The 15,970-nt window shown below is 71.2% G+C and carries 14 protein-coding genes; 12 read left to right on the forward strand and 2 right to left on the reverse strand.

What is annotated here, in order from left to right:
* The 10 genes from VGR37_10425 to VGR37_10470 all read left to right on the forward strand — a co-directional run.
* A partial coding sequence (locus tag VGR37_10425) for a hypothetical protein (GenBank protein HEV2147807.1) occupies window positions 1-3,877 on the forward strand: 3,877 nt, incomplete at its 5' end.
* 144 nt (window positions 3,878-4,021) lie between these two features.
* Complete coding sequence (gene uvrA, locus VGR37_10430) at window positions 4,022-6,964, forward strand: excinuclease ABC subunit UvrA (protein ID HEV2147808.1); 2,943 nt, start codon at window positions 4,022-4,024, stop codon at window positions 6,962-6,964.
* 349 nt (window positions 6,965-7,313) lie between these two features.
* Complete coding sequence (locus tag VGR37_10435; protein ID HEV2147809.1) at window positions 7,314-7,697, forward strand: hypothetical protein; 384 nt, start codon at window positions 7,314-7,316, stop codon at window positions 7,695-7,697.
* Window positions 7,698-7,781: 84 nt separating this feature from the next.
* A complete protein-coding gene (gene sdaAB / locus VGR37_10440) occupies window positions 7,782-8,447 on the forward strand; it encodes an L-serine ammonia-lyase, iron-sulfur-dependent subunit beta (protein ID HEV2147810.1) in 666 nt (221 codons plus the stop codon).
* A 117-nt stretch (window positions 8,448-8,564) separates the two neighbouring features.
* Window positions 8,565-9,455, forward strand: a complete 891-nt coding sequence (gene sdaAA / locus VGR37_10445) for an L-serine ammonia-lyase, iron-sulfur-dependent, subunit alpha (GenBank protein HEV2147811.1) — start codon at window positions 8,565-8,567, stop codon at window positions 9,453-9,455.
* A 45-nt stretch (window positions 9,456-9,500) separates the two neighbouring features.
* A complete protein-coding gene (locus VGR37_10450) occupies window positions 9,501-9,788 on the forward strand; it encodes a hypothetical protein (GenBank protein ID HEV2147812.1) in 288 nt (95 codons plus the stop codon).
* A gap of 178 nt (window positions 9,789-9,966) precedes the next feature.
* Entirely contained in the window at window positions 9,967-10,362 is a 396-nt protein-coding gene (locus tag VGR37_10455) for a YbjN domain-containing protein (GenBank protein ID HEV2147813.1), read from the forward strand.
* A 33-nt stretch (window positions 10,363-10,395) separates the two neighbouring features.
* Window positions 10,396-11,316, forward strand: coding sequence for a PspA/IM30 family protein (locus VGR37_10460; protein HEV2147814.1), 921 nt, complete (start codon window positions 10,396-10,398; stop codon window positions 11,314-11,316).
* Window positions 11,317-11,412: 96 nt separating this feature from the next.
* Complete coding sequence (locus VGR37_10465; protein ID HEV2147815.1) at window positions 11,413-12,594, forward strand: AI-2E family transporter; 1,182 nt, start codon at window positions 11,413-11,415, stop codon at window positions 12,592-12,594.
* A gap of 37 nt (window positions 12,595-12,631) precedes the next feature.
* Window positions 12,632-13,723: a DUF1611 domain-containing protein gene (locus tag VGR37_10470; protein HEV2147816.1), complete on the forward strand. Its 1,092-nt coding sequence runs from the start codon at window positions 12,632-12,634 to the stop codon at window positions 13,721-13,723.
* A gap of 75 nt (window positions 13,724-13,798) precedes the next feature.
* Here VGR37_10470 and VGR37_10475 read toward each other — a convergent pair whose 3' ends face one another.
* Window positions 13,799-14,077 carry an oxidative damage protection protein gene (locus VGR37_10475; protein HEV2147817.1) on the reverse strand — a complete coding sequence of 93 codons (279 nt, stop codon included), beginning with the start codon at window positions 14,075-14,077 and terminating at the stop codon, window positions 13,799-13,801.
* Between the two features lie 112 nt (window positions 14,078-14,189).
* Between VGR37_10475 and VGR37_10480 the strand changes: the two genes are divergently transcribed.
* On the forward strand, window positions 14,190-14,387 hold the full coding sequence (locus VGR37_10480; protein ID HEV2147818.1) for a hypothetical protein: 198 nt from the start codon (window positions 14,190-14,192) through the stop codon (window positions 14,385-14,387).
* A gap of 4 nt (window positions 14,388-14,391) precedes the next feature.
* Here VGR37_10480 and VGR37_10485 read toward each other — a convergent pair whose 3' ends face one another.
* The gene (locus VGR37_10485; GenBank protein ID HEV2147819.1) at window positions 14,392-15,327 is read right to left on the reverse strand and encodes a serine hydrolase; all 936 of its coding nucleotides are present in this window, start codon (window positions 15,325-15,327) and stop codon (window positions 14,392-14,394) included.
* Between the two features lie 185 nt (window positions 15,328-15,512).
* Here VGR37_10485 and VGR37_10490 point away from each other — a divergent pair, with 185 nt between their 5' ends.
* Window positions 15,513-15,806, forward strand: a complete 294-nt coding sequence (locus VGR37_10490) for a hypothetical protein (protein HEV2147820.1) — start codon at window positions 15,513-15,515, stop codon at window positions 15,804-15,806.
* The last annotated feature ends 164 nt before the right edge of the window (window positions 15,807-15,970 follow it).

The following is a 15,970-nucleotide window of genomic DNA, read 5'->3' on the forward strand; positions in this document are numbered from 1 at the left end:
CTTCCTCTCCTCCTGGGCCGTGGGCGATCCCGCCATGCTCGTGGACGTCCCCGCCGACTTCGACGGCAACGGCGACGGGCAGCCCGATGCCGGGCCGAAGGCCACGAAGGCGCTCTTCCCGGAGGACCCGTCGAACGTGTATCACAGCTACATGGGCGACCACCTCAAGATCCGCAACCTGCACGCGGGACCCAAGGAGCACCACATCTTCCACCTGCACGCCCACCAGTGGCTGCACACGCCCAACAGTGACAACAGCACCTACCTGGACTCGCAGGCCATCGGTCCGGGCGGCGGCTTCACGTACGAGATCACCTACGACGGCGGCGGCAACCGGAACAAGACGCCGGGCGACGCCATCTTCCACTGCCACTTCTATCCGCACTTCGCGCAGGGGATGTGGGCGCTCTGGAGGGTGCACGACGTCTTCGAGACCGGAACCGTGCTCGGCAGCGACGGCCGTCCCGCCCCGGGCGCCCGCGCGCTGCCGGACGGGGAGATCAAGACAGGGACGCCGATTCCGGGGGTGGTTCCCATCCCGGGCTACGCCCTGGCCCCCATGCCGACGCAGACGCACCCCGGATTCCCCTTCTACATCCCGGGAGTGGCGGGGCACCGCCCGCCCAAGCCGCCGCTGGACACGAAGTTCGACGGCGGGCTCACCCGCCACGTGGTGCGCAGCGGCACCGCCGCGTTCCCGAAGCTGAATACCCTGGACTTCCACAAGGAGAACGTCACCCTCGTGGCCGACTCCCTCCCGGAGGACGGCACCGCGCTGGAGAAGGCGGCCATGAGCTTCCACGCGAAGCGCACGCACGCCACCTACCGGGTGGACCCGGTGACGCTCGCGGTGAGCCCGAGCACCTTCGTCACCAATGGGCGGCCGGGGGTGGCGGGTGCGCCCTTCGCGGACCCCTGCGTGAGCGACCAGGGCGCGGCGATCGGGAACCCGCGCACCTACAAGGGCGCCAGCTTCCAGATGGACGTGACGTACAACAAGGCCGGCTGGCACTTCCCGCAGCACCGGATGTTCGCCCTCTGGGACGACGTGGGCGCCTACCGCGCCGGGCAGCGGGCGCCCGAGCCCATGTTCATCCGGGCCAACAGCCAGGACTGCGTCACCTACCACCTGGTGAACCTCATCCCCAAGGAGTACCAGCTCGACGACTTCCAGGTGAGGACGCCCACGGACGTGATCGGGCAGCACATCCACCTGGTGAAGTTCGACGTGACCGCCTCCGACGGGGCCGCCAACGGCTTCAACTACGAGGACGGCAGCCTCTCCCCTGGCGAGGTGGTGGAGCGGGTCCACGCCCTGCGCAAGCAGAACCAGTGCACGGCCAGCGACCCGCGCGACGGCAGCTTCGGCTGCCCGGTGGCGAAGGCGCACCCCTTCTTCGGGGCGGGACCGAACAACGAGTGGGTGGGGGCGCAGGAGACGATCCAGCGCTGGTACGTGGACGACGTGCTCAACGCGCAGGGGCAGGACCGCACGCTGCGCACCGTGTTCACGCACGACCACTTCGGCCCCAGCACCCACCAGCAGGCCGGGCTCTACGCCGGGCTCGTCACCGAGCCGAAGGGCTCCACCTGGAGAGACCCGGAGACGGGGACCACCTTCGGCGGGCGGCACGACGGCGGGCCCACGAGCTGGCGGGCCGACATCCTGACGGCCGACCCGGCGGAGAGCTACCGTGAGTTCAACGTGCAGGTGGCGGACTTCACGCTCGCCTACACCGCGGAGGCCAACCTGGCGCCGAAGAGCTTCACGGACCCGGTCACCGGGCACGTGACTGTGGGGATCGCGGACCCGGCGAACGCCGTCAACCCGCCGGGGCGGTTCGAGCCCAGTCCGAAGCTGCCGTACCTGCTGCGTCCGCCGGTGGCGAAGGCCTGCCCGAACGGGGGAGCGCCGCCCTGCCCGGAGCTGGTCTCCGCGGACGAGCCGGGGACCATGGTGGTCAACTACCGCAACGAGCCCATTGCGCTCCGGGTGCGCGATCCCGCCACCAACACGCAGGCGGCGGGGACGGCGGGGGACCTGTCCTACGCGTTCAGCTCCAGGGTGACGCGGGCGGACGCGCGCCTGAACGTGCAGCCGGGCGTGTATCCGGCGCTGACCGGGGGCGTACAGCCCGGCGATCCCTTCACACCCCTGATGCGGGCGTTCGAGGGCGACCGGGTGCAGATGCGCATCCTGGTGGGGGCGCACGAGGAGGGACACAACTTCAGCGTCCACGCTCCGCGCTGGCGCTTCGAGCCCTCCGACAGCAACTCGGGGTACCGGAGCAGCCAGGCGATGGGGATCTCGGAGCACTACGAGTTCCTGCTCCCGCCCCTCCCCAAGAACTTCCAGGGGAGCCAGGCCGACTACCTCTACCGCGCCGGCTCGTCCACGGACGACCTGTGGAACGGGCTCTGGGGGATCATGCGCTCCTACGTGCGGGGCGACGCGAACCTTCTCCGGCTCCCCAACAACGACGGGGGGAAGTTCACCGTCAAGAACCTCAGCGACTTCAGCGGGATCTGCCCGAAGGGCGCGCCGCTGCGCACCTACTCGGTGAGCGCGATCTCGGCCAGGGACGGGCTGCCCGGGGGGACGCTGGTCTACAACTCCCGGCCGGGCGCAGCCGGAGTGGGGCCGCTGCACGACCCCACCGGCATCCTCTACGTCCGCAGCTCCGACCTCGACGCGCAGGGCGTCCTCAAGCCCGACGTGCCCGTGGAGCCGCTGTTCCTGCGGGCGGCCGCCGGAGACTGCGTGCAGCTGACCCTGCGGAACCGCCTTCCGAGCACTCCGCCGGACCTGGACGGGTACAACACGCTGCCGATGATCGTCGACAAGTTCAACGCGAACCAGGTGAGGCCCTCCGCGCACGTGGGGCTGCACCCGCAGCTGATCTCCTACGACGTGACCCGCGGGGACGGGACCAACGTGGGCTTCAACCCCGTCCAGACCGCCGCGCCGGGGGACTCGATCACGTACCAGTGGTACGCGGGCGACCTCATCCTTCAGCCGGACAACAGCATCACGGCGACCCCGGTGGAGTTCGGAGCGGTGAACCTGGCGCCGTCGGACCCCATCAAGCACAGCAGCAAGGGGGCGGTCGGCGCGCTCATCGTCGAGCCGCAGTACGCCACCTGGTACGAGGGTCAGAGCGGGAGCACCCCCTTCCCGACGCGGTCCATCGCCACGGTGCTCCTCAATCCTCCCCCGATGACCGAAGACACCTGCCAGGGTGGCACCTGGTGCACGCCCAAGTTCGTGGAGTTCGTCCTCCTCTTCCAGGACGACCTCAACCTCCGCTACGGGAACGGGTCCCCCATTCCCAACCTGGCGGACGCGGAGGACGCGGAAGACTCGGGGCAGAAGGCGTTCAACTACCGGACCGAGCCCCTCTGGTTCCGGAAAGGCTACGCGCCCGGCACCCCGCTGGAGCAGACACGCGGCATGGACTTCAGCAAGGTGCTCAGCAACGCGCAGGTGGGCGGGGATCCCCAGACGCCGGTCTTCCCCGTGGATGCGGAGATGGACGTGCGCATGCGGGTCCTGCAGCCGGGCGGCCACCAGCGCAACCACATCTTCCAGCTGCACGGCCACGTCTGGGCGGAGCTCCCCTACGTGAGCGGCTCCAGGAGCCTGGGCCACAACGGCCTCACCGAATGGAAGGGGAGCAGCCACATGCACGGGCCGACGAACCACTTCGACGTGCTCCTTCCCCGGATCGGCGGGCGGTTCGGGGTCCTGGGCGACTACCTGTACCGCGACCAGCCTTCGTTCACCTTCAGCGGCGGTCTCTGGGGGCTCCTGCGCCTCCACGCCCCCGGCACGCTCTGCGGGCCGGACATGTGCGAGCTGAGGATGGAGATCCAGTAGCGCGAGCGCCCGCCGGCCGCCCCCGGGCCGGCGGAACGTAGGCGAAGCCCTCCGGTGGAACCGTCCACCGGAGGGCTTCGCTCGTGCGGGCGCCCGCGGGGATCCGCAGTTGAATCCCGGCGGGCGTTGCGGTAAATTTTCGGGATGATCCAGAATTCCCCCAGCCCCGCCACGGGGCAGCGGCCGGGTGCGGACGGAGCGGCGGTGGACGGCGAATACCTCGTCGTCCGCGGCGCCCGCGAGCACAACCTGCAGAACATCGACGTCGCCATTCCCCGCGACCGCCTCACCGTCATCACCGGGCTGAGCGGGAGCGGAAAGTCGTCTCTGGCGTTCGACACCATCTACGCCGAGGGGCAGCGCCGCTACGTGGAGTCGCTCTCCGCGTACGCCCGGCAGTTCCTGGGGATGATGGAGAAGCCGGACGTGGACGCCATCGAGGGGCTGTCCCCGGCGATCTCCATCGAGCAGAAGACCGCCGGCCGGAACCCGCGCTCCACCGTGGGGACGGTGACGGAGGTGTACGACTACCTCCGCCTCCTCTGGGCGCGGGTGGGGACCCCCCACTGCCCGGAGTGCCACGAGCCGGTGCGCCGCCAGAGCGCCACCCAGATCGTGGACCAGGTGCTGGCGTGGCCGGAGGGGTCGCGGATCGAGGTCCTGGCGCCGCTGGTGCGCGGCCGCAAGGGCGAGTTCCGCGAGCTGTTCGAGGAGATGCTCCGCAAGGGCTTCGTCCGCGCCCGCGTGGACGGCGAGCTGATCGAGCTGCAGAGCCCGCCCAAGCTGAACCGCCGCCAGAACCACGACATCGCGCTGGTGGTGGACCGGCTCGTGGTGCGCGAGGAGGACCGCTCGCGCCTGGCCGACTCGGTGGAGACGGCGCTGCGCATGGCCGAAGGGGTGGTGGAGGTGGACGCGCACCTGGACGGCGGCCCGCCCAGCGCGCACCTCTTCTCTGAGCACTACGCCTGCGCCAAGTGCGGGGTGAACATCCCCGAGCTGGAGCCGCGGCAGTTCTCCTTCAACTCGCCGTACGGGGCGTGCCCGGCGTGCGGGGGGCTGGGGACCCGCCGCGAGCCCAACCCGGACCTGGTGCTGGGCGACTCCTCCATCTCCATCCTGGAGGGGGTGGTGCTCCCCTGGGGCGTGCCGCGCGGGCACCTCCGCGGGACCATCCTGGAGGGGCTGGCCGCGGCCATGGACTTCGACCTGAACACCCCCTGGCGCGACCTCCCGGAGAACGTGCGGCAGGTGCTCCTCCACGGTGCCGACGCGGCGGGTGCGGGGACCGTGCCGAAGAAGCTGAAGTGGGGCGGGATCCTGCGCGACGTGGAGCAGCGCTACCGCGACTCGTCCAGCGACTCGCTCCGCGAGCAGCTCGAGGAGTACATGTCGGTGCTCCCGTGCACCACCTGCGGGGGGGCGCGACTGCGCCCGGAGAGCCTCGCGGTGACGGTGGGGGGGCGCTCCATCGGCGACGGGGTGGCGATGCCGGTGGGGGAGGCGCTCCCCTTCTTCCGGTCGCTCGCCGACCTGCCGCACCTGCCGAAGGACATCGCCGCGCCCATCCTCAAGGAGGTGACGGAGCGGCTCTCCTTCCTGGTGAACGTGGGGCTGGAGTACCTGACGCTGGGCCGCTCCGCGGAGACCCTTTCCGGCGGCGAGGCGCAGCGGATCCGCCTGGCGACGCAGATCGGCTCGCGGCTGGTGGGGGTGCTCTACATCCTGGACGAGCCCTCCATCGGGCTGCACCAGCGCGACAACGAGCGGCTGCTGGAGACGCTCAAGGCGCTCCGCGACCTGGGGAACACCGTGCTGGTGGTGGAGCACGACGAGGACACCATCCGCGCCGCGGACCACGTGCTGGACCTGGGCCCGCGCGCCGGACGCCACGGGGGCCGCGTGGTGGCGGAGGGGACGCTGCAGGACGTCCTCGCCGCGCCCGACTCGCTCACCGCCGCGTACCTGCGCGGTGAGCGCCGGATCCCGGTGCCGGCGGAGCGCCGCGCGGCCGGCGAGGGGCGGGAGCTGGTGATCCACGGCGCGCGGGAGCACAACCTGCGCGACCTGGACGTGCGGATCCCGCTGGGGTCCTTCGTGGCGGTCACGGGGGTCTCGGGGTCGGGGAAGTCCACCCTGGTGAACGACATCCTCTGGAACACGCTCGCCCGGAAGTTCTACCGCGCCAAGACGGTCCCGGGCGCGCACGAGCGGATCACCGGGCTGGAGCTGCTGGACAAGGTGGTGGACATCGACCAGTCGCCCATCGGGCGGACGCCGCGCTCCAACCCCGCCACCTACACCGGGCTCTTCACCATCATCCGCGACCTCTTCGCGGAGCTGCCGGAGAGCAAGATGCGCGGGTACACCCCCGGCCGCTTCTCCTTCAACGTGAAGGGCGGCCGCTGCGAGGCGTGCCAGGGCGACGGGCTGGTGAAGATCGAGATGCACTTCCTCCCGGACGTGTACGTCCCCTGCGAGGTCTGCAAAGGGAAGCGCTACAACCGGGAGACGCTGGAGGTCTACTACAAGGGCCACACCATCGCCGACGTGCTGGACCTCACGGTGGACGAGGCGCTGGAGGTGTTCGAGGCGGTCCCCCGGCTCCGGCGGCACCTGCAGGTGCTCTCCGACGTGGGGCTGGGCTACATCCACCTGGGGCAGGCGGCCACCACCCTTTCCGGCGGCGAGGCGCAGCGCGTGAAGCTCGCCACCGAGCTGGCGAAGGTGGCGACGGGGCAGACCTTCTACATCCTGGACGAGCCGACCACGGGGCTGCACTTCGAGGACGTGCGGATGCTCCTGGAGGTGCTCCACAAGCTGGTGGAAAAGGGGAACACCGTCCTGGTCATCGAGCACAACCTGGACGTGATCAAGACGGCGGACTGGATCGTGGACCTGGGGCCGGAGGGCGGTCCCGCCGGCGGCGAGATCGTGGCGCAGGGGCCGCCGGAGGCGGTGGCGGCGAACCCCCGCTCGTACACCGGGCGCTTCCTCGCGTCCATGCTGAACGGTGCGCAGCCGGTCGCGGAGGTGGCGGCGCCCGCCCCGAAGCCCAAGCGCGGGCGGAAGGCGAAGCAGGTGTAGCTCCTCTTGCCGACGGGAGACCCCTTCTTCCGGCCCGTCCACGGCAGGAGGCACGCAGAGGAAGCAGAGGAAGCAGAGGAAGCAGAGGACTGCTCCCGCCTGGTGCTTTTCCTCTGCTTCCCCTGCTTCCTCTGTGTGAGCCCTTTCCGTTGCCGTCACGCGAGAAAGCCTTTGGCCCCCCTCTACTCTCCCGGCCTCTCCGCGGCCTTCGCGGGCTCGCTGAACGGGACGGCGGCTTCCGTCCGGGGGAGCACCTCTTCCCATCGAAGATCCTGGCGCCGCCCGGGGGCGGATCGTAATCTGTGAGAGCTGACGGCACCTCCTGGACTCCCTCCCGATGAGACCCAGCATGGAAGACACGCGCCTTCGCAACCCGGGCGGCACCTCCGGTGGCCTGGTAGAGTTCCTTGCCGGGGTCGCCATGGTGGTGGCCGGCGGCTACCTGCTGACCTCCCGCGTGATGGTGACCAGCGGCGGGTGGACGCTCTGGGGGTATGACGCCTTCGGGCTCTCCATGGTCCCGCTCCTGGTGGGGATCGGGATCCTCTTCTTCAACGGGAGGTCGGTGCTCGGCTGGGCCCTTCTCTTCACGGGATCGGTCATCATCCTCGCCGGGATCATCGCCAGCCTGCGCATCTGGTTCCAGCCGACCAGCCTCTTCAACACCGTGATGATCCTGGGGCTCCTGGCGGGCGGGATCGGGCTGGTGGCGCGGGCGCTCCGCCCGCACTGAGCCGCGCCGCCCGGCGCGGCCTTTGCTCGCGGACCCTGGAGCGCGTATCCTTCCCGCTGCGCTCCCTGCACCCGGGTTCCGAGCATGGTCTCACTCTTCGACATCCTGGGCCCCACGATGGTGGGGCCGTCCTCCTCGCACACCGCCGGCGCGTGCCGCCTGGGGCTGATGGCGCGCGCCATCCTGGGCGAGACGCCGGAGCATGCCCTGATCCGCCTGCACGGCTCCTTCGCGGCGACGGGGGAGGGGCACGGCACGCACCGCGCCATGGTGGGCGGGCTGGTGGGGCTCGCCCCGGACGACCTGCGCCTCCGCAGCGCGTACGAGGAGGCGGAGGCGGCGGGGCTCGCCTGGGAGTTCCAGGAGGTGGACCTGGGGCCGGACGCGCACCCCAACACCGCCATCCTGGAGGTGCGGCGCGGCGAGGAGCAGGCCGTCGTGCGCGGCGCCTCGGTGGGCGGCGGCCGGGTGCGGGTGGACGAGGTGGACGGCTTTGCCGTGGACCTGGAGGGGGACTATCATACGCTGGTCCTCCTGGCGCACGACGAGCCGGGGACCATCGCCGCGGTCACGGCGATCCTGGCCGGGCACGGCGTGAACCTGGCGACCATGCGGGTGGACCGCACGGGGCGCTACAAGGACGCGCTGATGACGATCGAGGCGGACGAGCCGGTGTCGGACTCGGCGCTGGCGGCGGTGCGGTCGTTCCCGTGGCTGCGCTGGGCGCGGCGGATCGACAGGATCAGCTGACGGACGAATGAATGGAGAATGAAGAATGTAGAACGTAGAAAGGGGTAAGCAGGCTTCTTGCAGGGAGATGGCGCCGGGCCGCCTTTCTACATTCTTCATCCGACATTCTACATTCCGATGCACCGTTCCATCGAGTCGCTGCTCCGCGAGGCCGAACAGACCGGGCACCCCCTCCCGCAGGTGGTGCTGGACGCGGAGGTCGCGGAGACCGGCGCCACCGCCGAGCAGGTACGGGCGCGGATCACGCGGACGCTGGGGATCATGCGCTCGGCAATCGAGGAGGGGCTGAAGGGGGAGGCGCGCTCCCCCTCCGGGCTCACCGGCGGGCGCGCGCGGCTCCTGCACGAGAACGGGGCGCAGATACTGGGGCCGCGCGTCACCACCACGCTGGCGCGGGCCATCGCGACGCTGGAGGTGAACGCCGCCATGGGGCTGATCGTGGCGGCGCCGACGGCGGGGGCCGCGGGCGTGCTCCCCGCGGTGCTGATCAGCGTGGGCGAGTTCATGAAGGTCGACGAGGAGCGCCTGGTGGACGCCATGCTGGTGGCGGGGGGGGTGGGGGGGGTGATCGCGCACCGCGCTTCGCTGGCCGGCGCGGAGGGCGGGTGCCAGGCGGAGACCGGGACGGCGGCGGCGATGTCCGCGGCGGCGGTGACCTGGCTCTACGGCGGGACCGACGAGCAGGTGTCCACCGCCGTGGCGCTCTCGCTCCAGGGGATGCTGGGGCTGATCTGCGACCCCATCGGGGGGCTGGTGGAGATCCCCTGCATCTACCGCAACGCGTCGGCGGCGATGCAGGCGGTCTCCTCGGCGGAGATGGCGCTGGCCGGGCTGGACTTCCCGGTGACCGCGGACGAGGTGATCGACGTGATGGGCGAGGTGGGGCGCCGGATGCCCGCCGCGTACCGCGAAACGGCCATGGGCGGGCTGGCGACCACCCCCTCGGCGCAGCGCCTGGTGCAGCTGGGCGCGCGCCCCTCCGGGAAGCCGAGCGGGATCAGCCGCTAGGCCGCCGCTCCGAAACTTTTCCTCCGGCCCCCGCGTACCCTCCCCATGCCGCTGGTCGTCCTGATCCTCCTCATCGTCTTCGTCGTCGGTCCGATCGCGCGCGCCTACGCCGACCGGGTCCGCCGCGGGGCGAACGCCCTCCCCGGAGCGGCGGAGGAGACGGCCCGCCTCCGCGAGGAGGTGGATCGCCTGGCGGCGGAGGTGGCGCGGCTGTCCGAGGAGCAGTCCTTCATGCTCCGGCTGCTCGCCCCCGGCGAGGGGACCCCCTCCCCCGGCCCCTCCCCGCAAGGGGGAGGGGAGAACGGCGGGACCACGCGCGAGAGCCCCGCGTGAGGGATGCGAGCCCGAAGGGGCGAGACCCGCGCAGTTTGCGGGGCTCGCCGCCGTTGGACACGGTCGTTTCGTGTCCTACGGCGCCGCAGCCCGACCCCGGCGCAGCCGGGGGCACGCCCGTACCGGCAGTTGCTTGAATCGTCTGAAGTCCGACCCGATCCCGAATCCGGAGACGCGCATGTTGACGCGAGAGGACGTGGAAAGCTACCTGATCCGCACGGATCTGACGTACGAGGAGGTGGAGGAGGGGCTCTGGGTGGCCCCCATGGACGAGGACGACAACGGGGTCCGGCTGGCGATCAACCACTCGCCCCCGGTGCTCGTGTTCCGCGTCAAGGTCCTGGACGTGCCCGGGGACGAGGCCCTGTGCTCCAGGCTTTACCGCAAGCTCCTGGAGCTGAACGCGACCGACCTGGTGCACGCGGCCTACGCGCTGGAGGAGGACGACGTGATCCTCACCGAGACGCTTGAGCTGGAGAACCTGGACTTCAACGAGTTCCAGGCCACGGTGGACTCGTTCCAGGTGGCGCTGGCTACGCACCTGGACGTGCTCTCTCCCTTCCGCGACTGCTGACGGGTCCGCCCGCGGGCCTCAACCGAAGAGAACATGGGAATCTTCACCAAGCTCTCCACGCTGATCCGGTCGAACCTGAACGACCTGATCGCCCGGGCGGAAGACCCGGAAAAGATGCTCAACCAGGTCATCCTGGACATGCGCGAGCAGCTCACCAAGGCGAAGCAGGAAGTCGCCGTGGCGATCGCGGACGAGCGCCGGCTCAAGGCGCAGGTCGAGGAGGAGTTCAAGCACTCGCAGGAATGGGAGCGGCGCGCCATGCTGGCGGTGCGGCAGGAGCGCGACGACCTGGCCCGGCAGGCGCTGCTGCGCCAGCAGGAGCACGGTGAGCGCGCCCAGACGCTGCACGAGACCTGGCAGCGGCAGGCGCAGGAGACGGAGAAGCTCAAGGACGCGCTCCGCCAGCTCAACACCAAGATCGAGGAGGCGCGCCGCAAGAAGAACCTCCTGATCGCGCAGCAGAAGCGGGCGCAGGCGCAGAAGCGGATCCACGAGACCATGTCCGGCCTGTCGGACAAGTCCGCCTTCGAGGCGTTCGACCGGATGGCGGAGCGGATCGGCGAGAACGAGCGGCGCGCCCTGGCGGCGGCCGAGGTGGCGGAGGACCTTTCCGGCGATCCGCTGGAGCGGGAGTTCGCGGCGCTCGACAAGGGCGGCGACGCCGAGGCGCGCCTCCTGGAGCTCAAGCAGAAGATGGGCGTCCTCCCGCCCCCGCCCCCCGCGGAGGGGCGCCAGCTGGGCGCGGGCGAGCGGCAGCGGCTCCCGGCGGGGAACGGCCCGCAGCAGCAGGCCGGGGCGGACGCCACCGAGGCCTTCGACGCGGACCGGACGCAGGCGCTGGGGGGCGACGAGACGCGGCCGGCGCAGGGCGGGGGCGGCTCCGACCGGATCCACGACGCCGAGCTGCTCGAGGAGTTCGAGGCGCTGGAGGAGGAGGAGCGCGGCCGGGCCTGATGCGCCGCGCGGGCCGCTTTCCTTCGGGCGCGGCGTTCGATAGCTTCCAGGGCCGGCGCCGTCGCGCCGGCCCTGGTCTTCTTCCTCCCGGCACCCTTGCGAGACACCACACTGCCACGGCCGTCGTACGGGCTCCTCGCCGCGGCGGTGCTCACGGTGCTCCTCCTGCTGTTCGTGTACAGCGTGGCGGACACCCTGCTGCTCTTCTTCATCGCGGCGCTGCTCTCGCTGTACCTGGGCGCGGTCACCGACTTCTTCGAGCGCCGGGCGCGCCTTCCGCGCCGCTGGGGGCTGCTCCTGGCCGTGATCCTCACCACCGTGGGGCTGGTGGGGATCGGCTGGCTGATCGTTCCGCCCGTGCTGGAGCAGACGCAGGGGCTGATCAGCGCGCTCCCCAGCCTCCTGGTGGGGTGGCGGGACGCGCTCCTGGAGCTGGCGGAGCGCTCTCCGCTCCTGGCGCAGCTCCTCCCCTCGCCGGACGAGACGGTGGCCTACATGGACACCCTCCTCGGCAACCTGGGCGGGTACTTCGCCGGGCTCATCCCGTACGTGTTCGGGGGGATCAACTTCCTGATCCACCTGGTCAGCGTGCTGGTGATGGCGGTGTACCTGACGCTGCGGCCGTCGCTCTACCGCGAGGGGATCATCGTGCTGGTGCCGCCGGTGCACCGCGACCTGGCGCGCGACATCCTCTCCGACCTCGGGACCACGCTGCGGGCCTGGATCGTGGGCCAGATCCTGGCGATGATCGTCCTGGGCACGCTGACCTGGGTGGGGCTCGTCGCCCTGGAGGTGCCGTACGCGCTGGCCTTCGGCGTGTTCACGGGGATCGTGGTGGTGGTCCCCTTCTTCGGGACGCTGGTCTCCACCCTCCTCCCCGCGCTCTTCGTGCTGGGCTCGGCGGGGGCGTTCCACGCCTTCCTGGTGGTGCTGCTCGGGGTGGTGGTGCACCTGTTCGAGGCCAACTTCGTGCACCCGGTCATCATGGAGCGGCAGATCAACCTGCCGCCGGTGCTCTCCATCCTCAGCGTGCTGGTGATGGCGGAGCTGCTGGGGGCCATCGGGCTGGTGGTGGCGGTCCCCGTGCTCGCCACGGCCATCGTCATCATCCGCCGCGTGTACATCCACCGGCTGCTGGAGGGGCGCGGCTTCCGCCGCTTCGTGCGCGACGCGCCCGTGGAGCTGGTCCTCCCGGAGGGGGTGGTGCTCGCGCATCCCTCCGCGGCCGACGTCAGCATCCCCGCCCTGCTGGAGCGCACCGGGGAGCCCTCGGTCTGACCCGGCGCGCACTCCTCTCCGACTTCCGTCCGACATGATGAACGACTACCGGTACCTGATCCTGGCCGAGGGGCACTTCGGCCCGCAGACCACCAAGACCGCGAACAGCGCCGTCCGCTACCTCCCGGAGCGGATCGTGGCGGTAGTCGATTCGCGCCACGCCGGGAGGACCGTGCAGGACGTGCTGGGCTTCGGCGGCTCCACGCCGGTGCTGGGCACCCTGGACGAGGGGCTGGCGATGAGCCCCACCGCCGTGCTGGTGGGGATCGCCCCGCAGGGCGGCCAGCTCCCGGACGAGTGGCGCCCGGTGCTGCGCCGGGTGATCGAGGAGGGGCTGGACCTGGTGAGCGGCCTCCACTTCTACCTGGGGCTGGACCCGGAGCTGTCGGCGCTGGCCGCGGCGCGGGGGACGAAGATCGTGGACCTGCGCCGCCCGCCCGCGGATCTGCCGGTCTCGCACGGGAAGGCGCGGCTGGTGGACGCCTACTCGGTGCTGACGGTGGGCACCGACTGCAACATCGGGAAGATGACGGCGGCGCTGCAGCTCCGCGACGCGCTGGCGGGGCGGGGGACGCGGGTGGGCTTCGCGCCCACCGGCCAGACGGGGATCCTGATCGAGGGGTGGGGGATCTCGGTGGACGCCGTGGTGGCGGACTTCGTCGCGGGGGCGGCCGAGCGGCTGGTGCTCCAGGCGGCGGAGGGGAACGAGGTGGTGCTGGTGGAGGGGCAGGGCTCGCTGGTGCACCCCGGCTACTCGGGGGTGACGCTGGGGCTGCTGCACGGCTCCATGCCGGACGGGATGGTGCTCTGCCACCAGCCCTCGCGGCGGTGCCCGTACAACCGCTACGACGTGTACTCGTGGATGCAGCTCCCCTCGGTGCAGGAGACGATCCGGATCTGCGAGGGGGCCATCGCGCCGCTGAAGCCGTCGTCCAAGGTGATCGCCATCTGCCTGAACACCTGGGACATGACCGAGGAGGAGGCCCGCGCGGCGGTGAAGCGGACGCAGGACGAGACCGGGCTGCCCACCACGGACCCGGTGCGGTTCGACCCGTCGCCGGTGGCGGATGCGATCCTGGCCGGGGCGGAGCGGAAGCGCGCCGCGGCGGGCGTGGCGGGCGTTTCCTGAGGGCGGAGCAGACCCCGACGCGCGAAGGGCCGCCCCGGTGGAGGCGGCCCTTCGTGTCGCCGTCCGCTACGGCGGCTACCAGCTGATCGTGCCCTTCTTGCTGGTGTCCACCTGCTCGGTGTCGCCGGTGCCGAAGAGGAACTTCTCGGTGTTCTCCGTGAGGAACTGCTTCGCCTCCGGGTCGCGGACGTTGAGCCCGTAGTGGTTGATCAGCATCGTCTGCTGGCGTAGCCATTCGCCCCAGCAGACCTGGCAGATCTCGGCGTGGATCCGCTTCCCCAGCTCGTTGTTGAACGGGGCGTAGGCGACGGCGGGGCGCTCCTGGCCGCAGCGGGTGCACTGGATATCGGGCATGGGATCTTCCTGGTCGTCGTTCGTGGGCGCCGCACCCTCGCGTGGTGCAACGTTCGTTCCGAATATACCCCGGTGCGCCGGGACCGTCCAACCCGAGCCCCGGGGCTTCGCCATGTCCGAGCCACTCCCCGCGCGCCTCTCCGACGAGGGGCGGACCGCCACCTGGAACCCCGCGCTGACCCGCGCCTCGCAGGTGGTCCTCCGCGTGCGCCGCGACGACGGCGCCATGGAGGAGCGGCGCTCCGTGAACAGCGGGCGCGCCCGGGTCCGGGACGGGGAGCGGATCGAGTCGGTGGTCCCGGCGGAGTAGCCGGCTACCTCCCCACGACCGTCCGGTACGCCTCGCGGGAGACCTCGCGCGCCACCCGGCGCGCCGCCTCACGGTCCCGGAACCCCCGCGTCAGCACCACCAGCACGTACGGGCGCCGCCCCTCCGGGAGGACGATGGCGGCGTCGTGCTCGATCCCGGTGATCCACCCGGTCTTGTTCGCCACCCGCACCCCCGGCGGGAGCCCGGCCGGGATCATCTCCCGGAACTCCTGGCGCTCCAGGATCGCCAGCATCTCCTCCGTCGCTCGGGGCGAGGCCGACCGCCCGGCGGCGATCCCCTGCAGCGTCTTCATCAGCCCGTACGCCGTCGTGGTGTTGTTCATCCCCGCGCGGTACGCGGGCCCGTCCTCCACGCCGCGCAGCACCACCGTCTCCGACGCGCCCAGCTCCGCGAGCGTCGCGGCGATCCTCGCCGGGTCCGCCAGGTCGATGAGGAGGTTGGTCGCCAGGTTGCTGGAGCGGGCGATCATCCGGCCGATCAGCTCGCGCACCGTCATCCGCTGGCCGAGGCGCGCGTAGATCTCCCGCTCGCTGTCGTCGTCTGCGCTGAGGGCGTAGCCGCTCCCGTCGGCGATGCTGCGGAACTCGTTCCGGACCGGGACGGAGTCCTCCAGCGACAGCTCCCCCGCGTCCGCGCGGCGGAACAGCTCCAGCATCACGGGCACCTTCATGGTGCTGGCCGCGTGCATCCGCTCGCGGGCGTTCACCAGCAGCGAGTCGCCCCTCTCCAGGTCCAGCAGCGCGACCGAAACCTCCAACGTGTCGCCGGGGAGGCCGGCCACGATGCGGCCGATCTCCGCGGCGAGCGGCGCGAGCCGGGGCGACACGCCGGGCGCATCCGGCGCGGGCGGCGCCACCGCGGGCGCCGTCGGTGCGCAGGCGGCGAGGGCGAGGAGGAGCGGGAGGGCGGCTGGCTTCATGGCGCTGGAGGGGTGGAGGGCAAGGAATGGAAGAGGGGCCGCCCCCGCAACTGAATTGCCGCGCGGCCCGGTGTCAAATCGGGACGCGGCGGCGCGGCGGTTGCGCCGGAGCGCGCGGGCTGCATCTTTCCCTTCCGGCCACGCTGCACCCGCCCCGACCCCGTTCGCCCCAGATGGAGACCCAGATGATCGAGACGTTCACGCACGAGACCTTCGCCGGCCACGTCGGCGAGCCGTTCCGGATCCACGCGGACGACGGGAGCAGCATCGAGGCGCGGCTGGCGAGCGCGCGGACCTGGGGGAGCGGGTCGGATGGGCACCGGGTGCCGTTCACGCTCACCTTCCACGGGCCGCTCTCGCCCGTCCTCCCGCAGCGGATCTATCGACTGCAGCACGACGGCATCGGAACGTTCGAGCTCTTCCTGGTGCCGGTGGGACCGGCGGGCGGCGAGATGCAGTACGAGGCCGTGTTCAGCTGAGCGGCGCCCCTCCCGAACGAGTAGACATGAGTCATCCCGGAGATTGAGGTCCGGGAGTTGAAGCAACAAACCCTCCGATGGGTCACATCCATCGGAGGGTTTGCTGTATGAAGACGATCGCCTCGGAGCATTGCAGCGCGTCGGCTCTCGCCTCCACACTCTCT

Source organism: Longimicrobiaceae bacterium, from assembly GCA_035936415.1.
Classification (GTDB): Bacteria; Gemmatimonadota; Gemmatimonadetes; order Longimicrobiales; family Longimicrobiaceae; genus JAFAYN01.